Source organism: Arthrobacter sp. V1I9 (assembly GCF_030817075.1).
GTDB lineage: Bacteria > Actinomycetota > Actinomycetes > Actinomycetales > Micrococcaceae > Arthrobacter.
In genome coordinates, this window is record NZ_JAUSYU010000001.1 from 3,781,980 (window position 1) to 3,796,888 (window position 14,909).

Below are 14,909 nucleotides of genomic sequence, written 5' to 3' on the forward strand. Positions count from 1 at the left end.
CCGGCACGAGATCAATCATGTCGTAATAACTCCCGTGGCCTTCACGGATCCGCCCTTACTCAATTCCGTCGGAGTTCACGAACCACTTGCCTTACGGGCCATTGTTGAAGTCCACACCGTTACCGGGCTCATCGGGCTGGGAGAAACATACGGTGACGCGGGCCATCTTGAACTGCTGAACAAAGCAGCAGAAGCTGTCAAAGGTGCCTCACCCTTCGACGTAGGCCGGCTCTGGACCGTCATCGGTGACGTTCTAGGTGGAATTTCACGAGGATCACAGACCGGTCTCATGGGTCCTGAAACGACCGGCAAGACCATCGGCAGCGTGGTCGCGCCGTTCGACTCAGCCTTCTATGACCTTCAGGGACAAATTCTTGGTGAACCGGTGTGGTCAGTGCTCGGCGGCAAACACCGCGACCACGTCGATTTCAGTGCCTACCTCTTTTACAAGTGGGCGACGCATCCTGGAGGCCAAGAGGACCGCTGGGGTCAGGCCCTAGATCCAGCTGGGATTGTGCGTCAGGCACAGACAATGGTTCGTGAGTACGGCTTTAAATCCCTGAAGCTCAAGGGAGGTGTCTTTGCACCCGACGAGGAAGCAGAAGCTATCGAGGCACTTCGCACCGCGTTTCCATCATTGCCCTTAAGGGTGGATCCCAATGGTGCTTGGTCCGTCGAAACTTCTGTCCGCGTTGGCGAACGGCTCGGCCAGGCCCTGGAATATTATGAGGACCCAACAATGGGAATCGAAGGGATGTCAGAAGTAGCCCGCCGCACCGGCATTCCCATGGCAACCAACATGTGCGTTGTGGAAACCGGCCATATTCCGAAGGCGATCCGGCTTAACGCCGTCCAAGTGATTCTCATCGACCAGCACTACTGGGGAGGATTTCATCCGTCCCTGAATCTCGCAGCACTCTGCAAAACCTTCGGTATTGGCGTGTCGATGCACTCCAACAGCCACCTTGGAATCAGCCTTGCGGGAATGGTCCATCTTGGTGCAGCCACAGAGAACCTGACCTATGCTCTTGACACGCATTGGCCGTGGAAAGACGAGTCCGAGGATGTGGTCAGCACAGCCAATCTGCAGTTCATCGACGGAGCGATCCGGGTACCAGACAAGCCTGGCCTCGGGGTTGAGCTCGACCGTGAAGGCCTGGGAAGGTTGCACGAGAAGTATCTGGCCTCGAACATCCGAACGAGAAATGACACCGCCTACATGAAATCCATCGAGCCCGAGTACGAGTACGTCGCACCGCGCTGGTAAGCCGCAAGCCGTCCAGCCTGAAGTTGCGCCGAGGACGGGCTCACTTGAGGCGCCAGGCAGCCAACCCCGCTGGTAAGCAGGTTGACATTCCTGATAAAGGGATACGCCTACCTTCGGGAGCAGCGGCGGCACGCCTGACCGACCCACCTACAACCACAGGAGTTGAACCGCAAACCTGCATAAAGGAGCGGTCCATCGAGACTTCCTCCTAGGTCCATGCCCATTCCAGCACCATACTGGGCATGGACCAGGGTCTTTGACGGCAATACTGTCCCTCAGATGCGGCAATACCTGACCTCAACGTTTGTCGTCGGCAATAAGGCTTGCACGTCTTTCGGCAGGGCAAACAGCAATGAGAGGACTGCAGCCTAATGACCCGCTTCGCCGTTTACGTCGCCTGCCACGAAGGTCTAAAAATCGAGGTCCTGCTGTTCGATTCAACTTCAGGCGCTTTAGTCCCCCTATCGCAGTTCTCCACCGCCGCATCCGTTCATTGCCTCGCCGTAAACAGGGCCAAAGATAAGCTGTATGCAGCTCTTGCAACCAATCCCCCGTCAATTGCATCGCTCCACATCACTGCCCAGGGTGGTTCCCTTCAAGAATCGGCCGCTGCCAATTCGATCGCCCGGCTTGCCTATCTAGCTGTGGACCCATCAGGCCATTTCCTCCTCGGAGCGTCCTATGAGGGAAGCTTCGTATCCGTTACCCGCATCGATGACAACGGAGAAGTGACTGAAACGCCGGTAAGCAAGCGACACCCAGGTCGTCACGCCCACGCCGTACTTTCGAGCCCCGACGGACGATTCCTATACGCCACCTCGCTAGGGGACGATCAAATTGTGTGGTGGGCTCTGGATGAAGGAGGGCAACTTGGTGAACAAAAGTCTTTGCCTTGTTCGCCCAACAGCGGTCCCCGCCACCTTCATTTCTCACCAAACAGTGCCCTGTTATATGCAATCCACGAATTATCGGGCACGATTACAAGCTATTCGCGGGATAAGGTCACCGGAGAGCTAACTGAGATTGGCGAGTTATGCTCAACAGCTCCCGAACTCGGGCTCGTACCTGGGACCATCCGCAACGGAACCGGTCCAGCTCCGCTAGTTAACGCCATCTGGAGTGCTGAACTTCAAGTCACCCCAAATGGACGTTTCCTTTACGCCACCGAACGAACCAGTAGCACTATAGCTGTGTTGGCTCAGGACGATCACACGCAATCACTAACACTGCGCGCAACGGTGAAAACAGAAGAACAACCCCGCGGCATGGCAATCGACCCAACGGGAAACTTCTTAATTGTCTGCGGAGAAGTATCCAACAGGATCTCGGTCTACCGTATAGACCGAACCAGCGGCCTTCTGAGCCGGCAAAGCTCCCAAAGATGCTCAGCCGGGCCGAGATGGATAGAGTTCTTCCCCTACCAGGAAGCTTCAACTCCCTGAACTGAGTCGTCCGGAACGCAAAAATTCCATGCACGTCGTGCTGACTTGATCAATCCCATCAGGCACCCTGCACCAACCAAGGGAATCCGCCATGACAAGCGCGGTACTAAGAATTCTGCCGGAACACCACCCAATACTTGCGCAAGGAAATAGGGGGTGTGCGCCTGAAGCGTCCAGCAGAAGCTCAGGACTGCCCCTGCTCTAGTTATTAGCAGGCTGGAGCACACCCCAACCTAACAAGTCCATGTCGGACGGACTCTTCCGGTTTAGGGGTCGAAATCGAGCTGGCACAATAGGGTCTGAAGTCGCACAATCCACGTACGGGGAACATCATGAACCGACGGATCTTTGACAGCCATTTCCACATCATCGATACCCGCTTCCCTCTTGTTCCGAACAAGGGGTATCTGCCGCCCGAGTTCACGGCGGCGGATTATCTTGGTGCCGTTTCAGATCTGGGAGTTACGGGTGGTGCTGTCGTCTCTGGTTCATTCCAGGCCTTCGACCAGAGTTACCTGATCGATGCGTTGGCGACTCTTGGGCCTATGTTCGTGGGCGTTGCCAATGTTGCCGAGACGATAAGCGACGACGAACTTCTTCGTCTCCGTGAAGCGGGAGTCCGTGGCGTTCGATTCAATCTTTACCGGGGCGGGTCCGCGGAAATAGAAAGCGTGTCGTCACTTGGGCGGCGAGTGTGGGACGTTGCCGGGATGCACGTCGAGTTCTACCTCGACGCGAAGGATCTGGTCGAGTTGGAGCCGGTCATTGCAGCGCTTCCCAAGGTGAGTATCGACCACTTGGGCATGACGTCGAAGCATCGCAATGTCCTGCTCCGTCTTGTGTCCCGTGGCGTCCGGGTGAAGGCCACGGGATTTGGTCGGGTTGAGCTCGACGTTGCTTCGGCTGTCCGGGAAATCCACAAGCAGAATCCCGAGGCTTTGATGTTTGGAACCGATCTTCCCAGCACGAGAGCCCGAGTGCCGTTTCAGCCGCAGGATGTGGAACTCGTTGCGGACATTCTTGCTGAGGACGCGAATCTCGCCCTTTACGAGAACGGGGCGCGCTTTTACGGGTTGATTCCATGAGACTTCCCGCTTCCGATGACTTGAGCCCTTTCCGGTCCAGCCAGGCTCCCCTTCCGGCATCTTCGTAACGCTGAGGTCCGCTAACCCAAATGGCGTGAGAGCAGCAGCGGGGCAATCATGTCCCTCTCACTGGCGGACTTGGTCCACCATGAGCGTGCTTCGAGGACGTCTCCGTGAACGGCCGCAAGAAGGCCGAGCATGTTCATGCTGTCAGTGTCGTTCTCTTCAGCAGATTCCAGGAGTGCTTTTGGTGCGGCGTCACTGGTTGCTGTGTGGGTGTCCGGCAGCCCGAATAGCTGGAGCGAATGGGCGGCGACATTGTTGCCCAAGACCGCCGCCTGCTGGAGGAGCCGGCGGGCGGTGGGTACTTCCTGCTCGGCAATGTACAGCTCGGCCAGGCTCACGAGAACGTCCGGGTTTCCGTAACGGGCGGCTGTGTTGCGGAAGCGCTCACGGGACTGCAGGTCTCCCCCCGTGAGGTACTCCCCCGTTAGTAGCATCGCAAAGGGTGCGTGGTCAGGGTGTTCACTGTCGATTGCTGTTTGGTAGGCCTTTTGGGCGCCGATGGCGTCGCCCTGTCTTTGGAGGAGTAACCCCAGCCCGACCGCAGCTAAGGGGGCATATTCTGGGTTACCACTGTCGATTGCTGTTCGGTATGCTGCGTTCGCCGCAGCTGGATTTGCTTGTTTTTCCAGGAGCATCCCCTTCATGACCCAGGCGGAAGGCGCATGTTGGGGATGGTGACTGGTGATAGCCTGCTCAAACGCGCGGCGGGCTCGATCCCAGTCGCCGGCCTCCATCAGTCTTATGCCGACGAGGACAGCACCTCTTGGGGCGTACTCGGGATGGCCGCTGTCCTTCGCGGCTTGGAAGGCTCTTTGTGCTCCGGCGGGGTCGCCGGATTCCAGGCGCAGTGTTCCCAGGGTGACTGCCGCTCTTGGGGCGTCATCAGGGTCGCCACGGTCGACCGTTTTTTGAAGCGCTGCTGCGGCTTCTGCGTGTCGCTGGTTTTGGTTCATTTGCGGCTCCGCTCGGCGCTACGCCATCACACATCGTGACCGTAGTTTCATTGTGATGGATGAACCCGGCCTATGTCGCTGATACTGCCAGGCAATCCAACTTTTGAATGCCGCCTGTTCCGTAAGCACGGCACCTCTACGAAGGCATTCCATCCCGCGGGGAGGGCCTAGGTTGTGGGCCTTTTTGGCCATCTTACGGAGGCGGCGCAAAGAACTGCTGATGACATCCATAAGGCTCCGCCCGGTCCGGCTGGAGCTGCCAGCAACCCTGCCCCGATCGGCAGGGCAACCTGTCCGAGACGGTTGCCCAGCAGCCTCAGGGCCAGTGCGGCGCCACGTGCCTCGGGAGGGACCGCCTGGGTGATGAGCGTCATCGTGATGGGTTGTCCAAGGCCGAGGAAGAATCCAACGATGGCTAAGAGAGCCGCCGCCAGGACAGGATTCCCGAACAGCCAGGGCAGGATCGATAGGCTTAGACCTGCGCCCGCGAGGCTGGCGGTGATAAGTCCGGTTCTGCTCCATTGAGACAGCATTACGGGCAGGAGCAGACGGGACGCGATCGAGGCGGCCGCCCGAACGGCGAGAAGGACGCCGATTCCGATGGGGGCGATTCCGTTTTCTTCTCCCAGCAGGGGGAGGAACGCGACGATGATGTCGGTTGTGGCCAGCAGTGCGAGGCTGGCGAGCATATTGGTCTTCACGGTGGGGATACCCAGAAGGTGGGCGACAGACTTTGACTTGGGGGCCGCCTTCGCTTGAGTTGCTTCTGTTTTTGGGGCGTTCGCGCGTTCCTTGCCCGATGCCCCGAAGGCGATCGGAATGGCTAGCACCGCTATCGCCCCGGCGAGTATCAATGCCGAGTTGGCGTCCATGAGCCGGGCCGCTGCGGACACGTTTCCTGCAGGCCCCATGGCCAGACCTGCAACAAGTGGACCAACCAGCTGCCCAAGGGAGAACGCCGCGGTGAACCAGCCAAAGGCTGCGTCCATCCGGCTGAGCGGAACGAATCGTGCGATGGCGGACTGTCCGGCAATCGTGAAGCACAGGTGGCCAATACCCAGCACTGCGCTGGACACAGCAACGAGCAGCAGGGATGGGGCGGCTGAGAGCAGGAGCGGACCGGTGGCGAGCAAGAGCGTGCCGGCCAGGGTGATGCCCTTCATCGAGGTGCGGCGGTCTGACAATCGACCGAGCCAGAGGGCGATGGCCACCGGAAGGAGGGCGAAGGAGGCAGAGGTCAGGCCCACTGCAACCGAGTCACCGCCCAGGGCCAACACTTTATAAGAAATGAGTGGCCTCGCCAGATTGAGAGCGATTTGGCAAAGCACCGCGGATGCGATCAGCATCCATAACCACCGGATCGACTTTCCCTCGCTCACCACTCCCCCTTTGGTGGTGCTGCCAAGCCAGTCAATGCAAGCCGACACGATCTGAATACAACCGGCCTCACCCTTGGCACGGGGCTTCTCGAATGCAGCGCTTCACCGGAAATCCGCGGTCGTTTCTTTGGCAACCTCCAGGAGGGTTGCCTGGAAGGCCATTTCCGCGGCAGCGCGCACCCTGTCGTGACGGTGGGCCAGGAGCACTCGTCGGGACGGGGCACTGGCACCCAGTGAAACGATGCTGACACCGGGATGCTTATTGACAACGGCGGTTCGCGGAGCAAGCGCTATGCCCAGGCCAACACTGACCATTGCCTGGGCCTCCTGGTAGTCGTTGGCCTGAAAAGCGATCCGTGGAGTAAACCCTGCCGCACTAGCGCTTCTGTGCAGTACTTCAACCACAGGATGGGCATCACCGCGAACAATCCATTCTTCGGCGGCCAGGTCTGCCATGTCCACTTGCTTTCGTCGCCCCAGTCGGTGGTCCTTGCCCACTATGAGCGCCGTAGCATCCTCGAAAACAGTCGTGAGGGCAAAGTCCCCAGGGTTGATCCGGTTCCATTCGTAGTCCCAGAGGAGAGACATTCCAACCTGGCCGTTCTCGAGCATCTCAACCAAGTCCTCGAAACGGCTGCTGCGCACGTGCAGCTCAATCGCCGGGTACTCCTTCTTGAACCGGCTGATCACGAGCGGGAGAAAGGATCCGCCGAGGGTGGGGAAGGTCCCCATGGTCAGGCTGCCCCGGTGGAGTCCTGCGATTTCTGCCAAATCCGCCTCAGCGGCAGCCATCTGTCGCAGGATGCGCCGGGTGTGCGCTGCGAGAACATGACCGGCATCAGTGGGGACCATACCGCGGGTCTGCCGTTGAAGAAGTGGCTGCCCGATTTCGGCTTCCAGCCTCCGCAGCTGCTGCGACACCCCGGATGGGGAGTACACATGCTTTTCAGCAGCGGCGGTAATCGATCCGAGCTCGACCACGTCCAACAGCAGTTCAAGCCTCCTGATGTTCAGCACAGCCACCCGCCTCCTTTGAAGTATTTCTTATGCCCCCCTCACAATCCTATGCCTTCACTTCAGTACGGGCCGAAATTCCCGACCTCAATGCCTCATCGGTTCTACAGCTGCTCGCGTGAGCCTGATGGAAACCCGTTCCAGGAGCGGCTGATTGAAGTATTAGTGCATAGACGTTCACTATTTGGTGTTTGTAATTCATATGAGGTTTGGATCACACTTAGACAGCCGGTAAGGCTTGCAGGCCCAAGGAAGGGCCCTAGGAAGGTGTGAAAGCAATCATGTTTAAGATCCCAGCAGCGTGGATGCGGGGCGGAACCAGCAAGTGTTGGGTGTTCGAGTGGGACCATCTGCAGGTTCCCGGTAAGAGCGTGGACGAAGTTCTTCTGCGTCTCTTCGGCAGCCCCGACAACCGTCAGATCGACGGCGTCGGAGGCGGAACATCCACGACAAGCAAGGCCGTTATCCTGTCCCGCTCTGTCAGTGACGAGGCCGATGTCGACTACACGTTTGCACAGGTGGCCATCGACGAGCAGAAAGTGGACTGGGGCAGCAACTGCGGCAACTGCTCAGCCGTAGTCGCCCCCTATGCGATCGAACGGGGCTGGGTGGTTCCCGGCCAGGAGACCACCTCCGTCCGGACCTTGAATACCAACACCGATCAGCTCATTTTGCAGAAGGTTCCAACGCCGGAGGGCAAACTTCAGGATCCGGGCACCCAGATGATCCCGGGCGTTCCGTTCCCCGGGCTGTCGGTCGGCATGGGGTTCCTGGATCCGGCCGGGAGGACCACCGGGAAGCTGTTCCCCACCGGTGAACCGGTGGAGAAGGTGACGTTCGATGGGCGGGAAGTCCCAGCGACGCTCATCGATGCCGGCGCTCCCCTGATCATCCTGGACGCTGAGTCCATCGGCCTCACCGGCAACGAGACGGCCGCGGACATCGACAGCCAGGCGGCACTTCTTGTCCATCTGGATGACGTACGCCGGGACGCCGCCGTGCGCATGGGCCTTGCAGCAACGCGCGCTGACGCCGCACGGGCGATACCCAAGCTGGCCCTGGTCGGCAAAGCGGCCCCGGAGGATGAAGCTGAGCTCAACGTCAGGATGCTGTCCATGGGCAGGCTCCACCCGGCCATGCTGTCACCTGGCTATCACCGGAAGCGTAGCGCTGACCATGGCCGCCCAGCACGAAGGCACTGTGGTCCGGGATCTGCTCTCAACGGATCCTTCGTCCGGGCTCATCATGCGCACCCCCGCCGGCCTAGTCCAGACATGGGCAGAAATCAACGACGGCGTGCCCGTCGTCGGAACCATCCGAAGCGCCCGCCGCATCGCGGACGCCGAACTGCTGCTTCCAGAGTCCTGGTAAGCGGAACACAAAATAACAGCCTGTCCTCTTATCGACACTGGAGTGGTGTTGCATTGAGGTAGGCCCAACCTAAGGATTCCTCAATGACGAGCAACAAGTCATCCTTGGAGCCGCCCGGACTCTCCCCGGAAGGCACCGACGGGCAGACCGAGCAAGGCGAGCAGCCAGATCCGCCCAAGCACTCCCGGCGCACTATCCTCACCGCCGTCGGTGCGTTCGCGCTCCTGGGAACGGCAACCACCGTCCTGGGCGGCAGCTTGCTGAACCCACCCTCCAGCACCGAAGACGGCAACTTCAGCGGCGAAACCCTCGAATTCCTGATTCCCCTGGCTTCAGGAGGCGGAACAGATACCTGGGCCCGGTTCATCGGCACCGAACTGACCAACTACGTCCCCGGCCGCCCCGGTTTCGCACCCGTGAACGAAGCCGGCGGCGAAGGCATTCTCGGCACCAACAGGTTCGCCCGGTCAGCCAAGACCGACGGCACTGAGATCCTGGTCGGGACAGCCTCCACCGTAGTGCCCTGGGTGCTGGGACGCTCGGCCGTTAAATACTCCTTTGAAGACCTCAAGCCCGTCGTGGTCAACGGCACCGGCGGAGTCATCTACGCCCGGGCCGAAGCCGGGGTTGCAGGTGTTCAGGACCTGATCAACCGGGAGCAGCCGCTGGAGTTCGGCGGGATCAGCGCCACAGGCCTGGATATCACCACCCTGGTCGCCTTCGACCTGCTCGAAGCGGACATCACGACCACCTTTGGGTTCGAAGGCCGAGGCCCGGTCAACTTGGCCCTGCAGCGCGGCGAAATCGACTTGGACTACCAGACGACCTCAGCCTACGGCTCGGCCGTCGCCGGCATCGCCAAGGAAGGCAAAGCCGTCGTCCTAATGTCCTTCGGCCAACTGAACGAGGCCGGGGACGTCATCCGTGACCCGAACTTCCCCGACGTGCCAACGGTCGCAGAAGCCTACGAAACGCTCCACGGAAAGAAGCCGTCAGGGGAAAAATTTGAGGCCTACAAGACCCTGCTCGGGCTCACCTACACCTACCAAAAAGGACTTTGGGTGCCCCAGGAAACACCCGAGAACGCCTACGAGCTGCTGCGCCAATCCAGCGAGAAGCTCGGCACCGACACAGGTTTCCAGGAAAAGGCTTCCAAAGTACTCGGCGGCTACCCCCTCGTCGCGGACACCGGCATGGCCGACCGCGTCCGCGACGCCTACAAAGTCAGCGGCTCCGTCCGGTCCTATGTCACAGGGCTGCTCGCGGACAAATACAACATCCACGTTGAATAAGGACCATCATGCTTGACTCCGCAATGGCAGCGCTGGCATCCCTCGCTGACCCCTCCCTCCTCATCATGCTCCTGATCGGCACGGTCGCCGGCCTGATCATGGGCCTCATCCCGGGACTTGGCGGCACAGGAGCCGTTGCAATCCTGCTGCCCATCACCTTCGGCATGGAACCGCCCCAGGCTCTGGCGCTCCTCATCGGAGCCCTCGCCGTCGTACACACCTCCGACACCGTTTCCGCCGTACTGCTCGGCGCCCCAGGCTCAGCATCAGCCAGCGTCACCATGCTCGACGGCTACTCCATGGCCAAGAAGGGCCAGGCAGCCCGCGCGCTGACCCTGGCTTTCCTATCCTCCATGGCCGGCGGCATCATCGGCGCGGTCGGACTGACCCTGGCGATTCCGCTGGCCCGGCCCTTGGTCCTTTCCTTCGCCAGTCCTGAGCTCTTCATGTTGACCGTCCTCGGTGTGTCTTTGGCGGCGGTCCTGTCACGGGGAAACATCATCAAGGGAGTCTCGGCAGGCCTCCTTGGCCTGATCCTGGGCATGGTTGGAACCTCGCCGACCACAGCTGAGGAACGCTTTACCTTCGGCAGTCTGTTCCTCGGAGACGGCCTGTCACTCGTCGCTGTTGCCCTGGGCATCTTCGGTTTGGCCGAGATCGCATCCCGCGCCAGCCAGCGCCGGGGCGAAAAGCAAACCATCAGCCTTGGCGGCGGATGGGGCCAGGGCATCCGGGAATGGCTTTCCCACTGGACACAGGTCATCCGTGGAGCGCTTATCGGTATCTGGGCAGGCGTCCTGCCTGGCGTCGGGGCCACCGCCGGAACCTGGATGGCCTATGGCCAGGCCGTGGCTACCGCCAAAGACAAGCGCCAGTTCGGCAAGGGAGACCCACGCGGCATTGTCGGCCCCGAAAGCGCCAACAACTCCGTGGAGGCCGGCGACCTGATCCCCACCCTCCTGTTCGGCATCCCCGGCGGCGTGCCCTCGGCGATGCTCCTGGGAATGCTCCTCACTTACGGCATCCAGCCCGGACCCTCCATCATCACCGAACACCTTGACCTGATGTACTTGATCGTCTGGTCCTTCGCGATCGCCTCGATCCTTGGCGCGCTGCTCTGCTTCCTCAGCGTCAAACAGCTCGCAAAACTGACCAAGGTCCCCTTCGCCGTCCTGGCAGCAGGCCTCGTAGCCATCATGCTCCTGGGCTCATTCCAGGAAGGCGGCCAGCTCGGCGACCTCTGGATCATGATCATCCTCGGCGTCTTCGGCTGGCTGCTGAAATCCACAGGGTTCCCCCGGGCACCGTTCCTGATCGGTTTCGTCCTGGCCATCCCGCTGGAACGCTACTACTTCCTCACCGACAGCCTCTACGAAGGCTTCGACTGGATGGCCCGCCCCGGCGTCCTGGTCTTCCTGGCCATCCTCATCCTGCCGATGATCTGGGCGCTCATCAAGTTCATCCGCGCCCGCCGGCACACCAACCTTGACGATGGTCACCGGGACGAACAGCCCGAGGACGACGAAGCTCCGCTGAAAAATTCCACCTGGTCTCTCGCAGCATCAGGCATCTTCTTCGTCGCCTTCGCCGCCGCCTTCCTCTCCTCCGCTTCATTCTCCCCGGAAGCCAGACTGGTCCCCCAGCTGGTGAGCACCGGAGGCCTGATCTTCTCCGGCATCCTGCTCTTCATGGAGATCCGGAGAAGGCTTCGCGGCAGGACTCCGCACGCAGATCACACCCTTGCTGAAAAAGCAGACGGGAGCCTTGGCAAACAGCCCGTGAAGGCAGGCTGGACCCTTGATGCTAAGTTCGCGCTGAAGACCTTCCTATGGATGACAGGCTTCCTGGCTCTCACGGCCGCCTTCGGATACCTGATTGCAGTCACCATCTTCATCCCGGCCTTCCTCCTGATAGTCGCAAGGGCGCGGCTCAAGGTCGCAATCATCTACACCGGAGTCCTGTACATCGTGCTCCTGGCACTGCCCTCGCTGCTGCCGATTGACCTGCCGCAGGGCTGGCTCAACACCCTCGTCTAGCACCGGAACACCCGGCACACCCAAAGCCATTGGAGAATCAAAAAATGACGGTACTCGTAGCCTACGCATCCGCTCCCGAAGGCAGGGAGGCGCTAACTGAGGGGATCAAGGAAGCCCACCGGCGGAAGTCGGACCTGCTCATCGTGAATATCGGTCGTGGCCACCACGACTTGGACGCGCAGGAACTGCAGGAGCTCGAAGGCCAACTGATCGAGGCCGGCCTGGCCCTGACCATCGAATCCTCAATCCTGGCCGATCCGGGGGACGCGGTCATCCAAATTGCACAGGAACGCGGCGTCGAAGTAATTGTCATTGGGCTCAGGCACAGGTCCATGGTGGGCAAGCTCATCCTGGGAAGCACCGTCCAGCGCATCCTGCTCGACGCGACCTGCCCCGTACTCGCAGTCCGGGCCGACAAACTCTGACCCGGCGCTACTGACTGCCGGACACACTGTCCGGCGCGTGTGCTGCCGTTCACGCACTCCATCGCAACAGGTAGCCCGACGGACGGGCGCGAGAACAGCGCAGCATGCAACGGAGGCAGGGTGACCAACATGGTCACCCTGCCTCCTCCCATAACTACCCAGAAGATCCAACCGCCAGAACTCCGTAGATAAAGGACAACCGAGATGAACACCCGCTCTCGCATGGCCAATCCCCACACTGGATCCCTCAGGCCCGAACCCGTCCCCAACTGGTCCACACTCTCCCGCACCGACGAGGTGGAGATCCACAATCACGGACAAGTCATAACCTCAGGCCGCATCGACATGCTCGCCATGGACGGCAGCGTCCTCTGGCTTCAACAGGACGACGGACAGGGACGGGCACTGTTCCTGCACAGCGATGGACTCCGGGTGTACCGGCGAACAGTCAAGCTAAGCCGAGCTGACAACAGTTGAGGTACACCCCAACCTGACGTCAGGCACTATGCAAATTGCCGTCAGAACAGGATCCAACCGGCCGTTTCCTGACACTCCTTTTCAAAAGCCATAGAGCTCAGCCTGACATCGAGGTGGGGAAGTGCCAGCGGGAGAGCATTGGCTTGGCCTGGCCGGCAACCGGCAAAAACTACTTGTATTACAAGCAACGCACTTGTACTATAAGAAGGCGGGCGAAGGAGCCCGACGCCCGCCCAAAGGAGAACCCATGAGTACCGTCGATCTGATCCGGCACGTCAAACTGTCCACCGCCAAGCTCCCCCTCGCTGTTCCCATCAGCGACGCCAAAGTCTTCACCGGCCGGCAGAAGCCCATGACGGAAGTAGTCTTCCTCTTCGCCGAGATCACCACCGAACTCGGGCACACCGGCATCGGCTTCAGCTACACCAAGCGCGCCGGCGGCCCCGCACAGTACGCCCACGCCAAGGAAGTTGCCGAGGGCATCATCGGCGAGGACCCCAACGACATCGCCAAGATCTACACCAAGCTGCTCTGGGCAGGCGCTTCGGTGGGCCGCTCCGGCGTCGCCACCCAGGCACTGGCGGCCATCGACATCGCCCTCTACGACCTCAAAGCCAAGCGCGCCGGCCTGCCGTTGGCCAAGTTCCTCGGCTCCTACCGTGATTCCGTCCAGACCTACAACACCTCCGGCGGCTTCCTCAACGCCACCCTCGAAGAGGTCAAGGCACGCGCCACCCAGTCCATCGAAGAAGGCATCGGCGGCATCAAGATCAAAGTCGGCCTTCCGGACAGCAAAGAGGACCTGCGGCGCGTCGCCGGCATCCGCGAACACATCGGCTGGGACGTCCCGCTCATGGTGGACGCCAACCAGCAGTGGGACCGCGCCACCGCCCTCCGCATGGGCCGCCAACTGGAGGAATTCAACCTCATCTGGATCGAAGAACCCCTGGACGCCTACGACTTCGAAGGCCACGCACACCTGGCCAACGTCCTGGACACCCCCATCGCCACCGGCGAAATGCTCGCCTCCGTGGCCGAGCACAAGGGCCTTATCAGCGCCAACGGCTGCGACATCATCCAACCGGACGCACCCCGCGTCGGCGGCATCACCCAGTTCCTCCGCCTCGCCGCCCTGGCCGACGAACGCGGGCTGGGCCTCGCCCCGCACTTCGCCATGGAAATCCACCTGCACCTGGCCGCCGCCTACCCGCGCGAACCGTGGGTTGAGCACTTCGACTGGCTCGATCCCCTGTTCAACGAGCGGCTCGAAACCAAGAACGGCCGCATGATCGTCCCGGACCGCCCCGGCCTCGGCGTCACGCTCAGCGACCAGGTACGCGCGTGGACCACCGACTCCGTGGAGTTCGGCGCGTAACCATCAAGCCGTAACCTTGAAGCCATGAGCCGGAACCTCACCGCGGACCTCGCCGCTGACCTTCGCACCCGCATCGTCGACGGCGCCATCCAGCCAGGCGAAAAGCTGCCCAGCGAAAACACCCTCATCAGCGACTTCGGCGTCAGCCGGACCGTGGTGCGCGCCGCCCTGACCCGGCTGCAGGCCGAGGGACTGGTTGAAACCGAACGTGGGCGGGGCAGCTTCGCCCTCACACCGCCGTCGGACGAGCCCCAGGCAGCACCCGGGGCCCGTCCGGTGGCCACCATGGAAGACCGGCTCCACCTGCTTGAGTTCCGTATGGGAGTGGAAACCGAGGCCGCCGCACTGGCAGCAAGGAACCACACGGACCGGCAGCTGCGGGCCGTCACCGCAGCCCTCGATGAGTTCACGGCGAGCGCCGGCCACCCGGCCCACGCCATGAAGTCGGACTTCGAGTTCCACCGGGCCGTGGCCGCCGCCTCCGGCAACCCCTTCTACTCCGACTGCCTGGCCGCCCTGGGCCAAACAATGATCGCGATGCCGCGCACCCGGCTGATGACCGGCGTCGAACACTACGCACGCGACCACTTCGACCAGGTGGTCCAGGAGCACCGTTCCATCTCCGAGGCCATCGCGGACGGAGACGAGGCTGCCGCAGCGGCTGCCATGCGCAGCCATCTGGCCAACTCACGACGGCGGTTCAAGGCTTCAGCGCGGCCGTAACCCG

Annotated in this window: 13 protein-coding genes; 10 read left to right on the forward strand and 3 right to left on the reverse strand. The window is 61.2% G+C overall.

Going from position 1 to position 14,909, the window contains the following annotated elements:
- Window positions 1-34: 34 nt before the first annotated feature.
- From QFZ70_RS17655 to QFZ70_RS17665, 3 genes are all read left to right on the forward strand, one after another.
- Window positions 35-1,267, forward strand: coding sequence for an enolase C-terminal domain-like protein (locus QFZ70_RS17655; RefSeq protein ID WP_307097478.1), 1,233 nt, complete (start codon window positions 35-37; stop codon window positions 1,265-1,267).
- A 371-nt stretch (window positions 1,268-1,638) separates the two neighbouring features.
- Window positions 1,639-2,709 carry a beta-propeller fold lactonase family protein gene (locus tag QFZ70_RS17660; protein WP_307097479.1) on the forward strand — a complete coding sequence of 357 codons (1,071 nt, stop codon included), beginning with the start codon at window positions 1,639-1,641 and terminating at the stop codon, window positions 2,707-2,709.
- A gap of 332 nt (window positions 2,710-3,041) precedes the next feature.
- The gene (locus QFZ70_RS17665; protein ID WP_307097480.1) at window positions 3,042-3,794 is read left to right on the forward strand and encodes an amidohydrolase; all 753 of its coding nucleotides are present in this window, start codon (window positions 3,042-3,044) and stop codon (window positions 3,792-3,794) included.
- Between the two features lie 80 nt (window positions 3,795-3,874).
- Here the strand turns inward: QFZ70_RS17665 and QFZ70_RS17670 are convergent, their stop codons facing one another.
- The 3 genes from QFZ70_RS17670 to QFZ70_RS17680 form a co-directional block, all read right to left on the reverse strand.
- Entirely contained in the window at window positions 3,875-4,813 is a 939-nt protein-coding gene (locus tag QFZ70_RS17670) for a lipopolysaccharide assembly protein LapB (protein ID WP_307097481.1), read from the reverse strand.
- 167 nt (window positions 4,814-4,980) lie between these two features.
- Window positions 4,981-6,159, reverse strand: a complete 1,179-nt coding sequence (locus tag QFZ70_RS17675; protein WP_307097931.1) for an MFS transporter — start codon at window positions 6,157-6,159, stop codon at window positions 4,981-4,983.
- Between the two features lie 135 nt (window positions 6,160-6,294).
- Window positions 6,295-7,209: a LysR family transcriptional regulator gene (locus QFZ70_RS17680; RefSeq protein WP_307097932.1), complete on the reverse strand. Its 915-nt coding sequence runs from the start codon at window positions 7,207-7,209 to the stop codon at window positions 6,295-6,297.
- Window positions 7,210-7,487: 278 nt separating this feature from the next.
- Between QFZ70_RS17680 and QFZ70_RS17685 the strand changes: the two genes are divergently transcribed.
- From QFZ70_RS17685 to QFZ70_RS17715, 7 genes are all read left to right on the forward strand, one after another.
- Window positions 7,488-8,639 carry a PrpF domain-containing protein gene (locus QFZ70_RS17685; protein ID WP_307097482.1) on the forward strand — a complete coding sequence of 384 codons (1,152 nt, stop codon included), beginning with the start codon at window positions 7,488-7,490 and terminating at the stop codon, window positions 8,637-8,639.
- A 21-nt stretch (window positions 8,640-8,660) separates the two neighbouring features.
- On the forward strand, window positions 8,661-9,869 hold the full coding sequence (locus QFZ70_RS17690; RefSeq protein ID WP_307097484.1) for a tripartite tricarboxylate transporter substrate binding protein: 1,209 nt from the start codon (window positions 8,661-8,663) through the stop codon (window positions 9,867-9,869).
- An 8-nt stretch (window positions 9,870-9,877) separates the two neighbouring features.
- Window positions 9,878-11,905 carry a tripartite tricarboxylate transporter permease gene (locus QFZ70_RS17695; RefSeq protein WP_307097485.1) on the forward strand — a complete coding sequence of 676 codons (2,028 nt, stop codon included), beginning with the start codon at window positions 9,878-9,880 and terminating at the stop codon, window positions 11,903-11,905.
- Window positions 11,906-11,949: 44 nt separating this feature from the next.
- Window positions 11,950-12,330 carry a universal stress protein gene (locus QFZ70_RS17700; protein ID WP_307097486.1) on the forward strand — a complete coding sequence of 127 codons (381 nt, stop codon included), beginning with the start codon at window positions 11,950-11,952 and terminating at the stop codon, window positions 12,328-12,330.
- Between the two features lie 204 nt (window positions 12,331-12,534).
- Window positions 12,535-12,807, forward strand: a complete 273-nt coding sequence (locus QFZ70_RS17705) for a hypothetical protein (protein ID WP_307097487.1) — start codon at window positions 12,535-12,537, stop codon at window positions 12,805-12,807.
- Window positions 12,808-13,054: 247 nt separating this feature from the next.
- Window positions 13,055-14,182: a mandelate racemase/muconate lactonizing enzyme family protein gene (locus QFZ70_RS17710; protein WP_307097489.1), complete on the forward strand. Its 1,128-nt coding sequence runs from the start codon at window positions 13,055-13,057 to the stop codon at window positions 14,180-14,182.
- Between the two features lie 24 nt (window positions 14,183-14,206).
- Window positions 14,207-14,905 carry a FadR/GntR family transcriptional regulator gene (locus tag QFZ70_RS17715; protein WP_307097490.1) on the forward strand — a complete coding sequence of 233 codons (699 nt, stop codon included), beginning with the start codon at window positions 14,207-14,209 and terminating at the stop codon, window positions 14,903-14,905.
- Window positions 14,906-14,909: the final 4 nt, after the last annotated feature.

Bases quoted from the DNA above. Each gene is read 5' to 3' on its own strand.
- QFZ70_RS17660 (WP_307097479.1), top strand. From the start codon at position 1,639: ATGACCCGCTTCGCCGTTTACGTCGCCTGCCACGAAGGTCTAAAAATC.
- QFZ70_RS17665 (WP_307097480.1), top strand. From the start codon at position 3,042: ATGAACCGACGGATCTTTGACAGCCATTTCCACATCATCGATACCCGC.
- QFZ70_RS17670 (WP_307097481.1), bottom strand. From the start codon at position 4,813: ATGAACCAAAACCAGCGACACGCAGAAGCCGCAGCAGCGCTTCAAAAA.
- QFZ70_RS17675 (WP_307097931.1), bottom strand. From the start codon at position 6,159: ATGCTGATCGCATCCGCGGTGCTTTGCCAAATCGCTCTCAATCTGGCG.
- QFZ70_RS17685 (WP_307097482.1), top strand. From the start codon at position 7,488: ATGTTTAAGATCCCAGCAGCGTGGATGCGGGGCGGAACCAGCAAGTGT.
- QFZ70_RS17690 (WP_307097484.1), top strand. From the start codon at position 8,661: ATGACGAGCAACAAGTCATCCTTGGAGCCGCCCGGACTCTCCCCGGAA.
- QFZ70_RS17695 (WP_307097485.1), top strand. From the start codon at position 9,878: ATGCTTGACTCCGCAATGGCAGCGCTGGCATCCCTCGCTGACCCCTCC.
- QFZ70_RS17700 (WP_307097486.1), top strand. From the start codon at position 11,950: ATGACGGTACTCGTAGCCTACGCATCCGCTCCCGAAGGCAGGGAGGCG.
- QFZ70_RS17705 (WP_307097487.1), top strand. From the start codon at position 12,535: ATGAACACCCGCTCTCGCATGGCCAATCCCCACACTGGATCCCTCAGG.
- QFZ70_RS17710 (WP_307097489.1), top strand. From the start codon at position 13,055: ATGAGTACCGTCGATCTGATCCGGCACGTCAAACTGTCCACCGCCAAG.
- QFZ70_RS17715 (WP_307097490.1), top strand. From the start codon at position 14,207: ATGAGCCGGAACCTCACCGCGGACCTCGCCGCTGACCTTCGCACCCGC.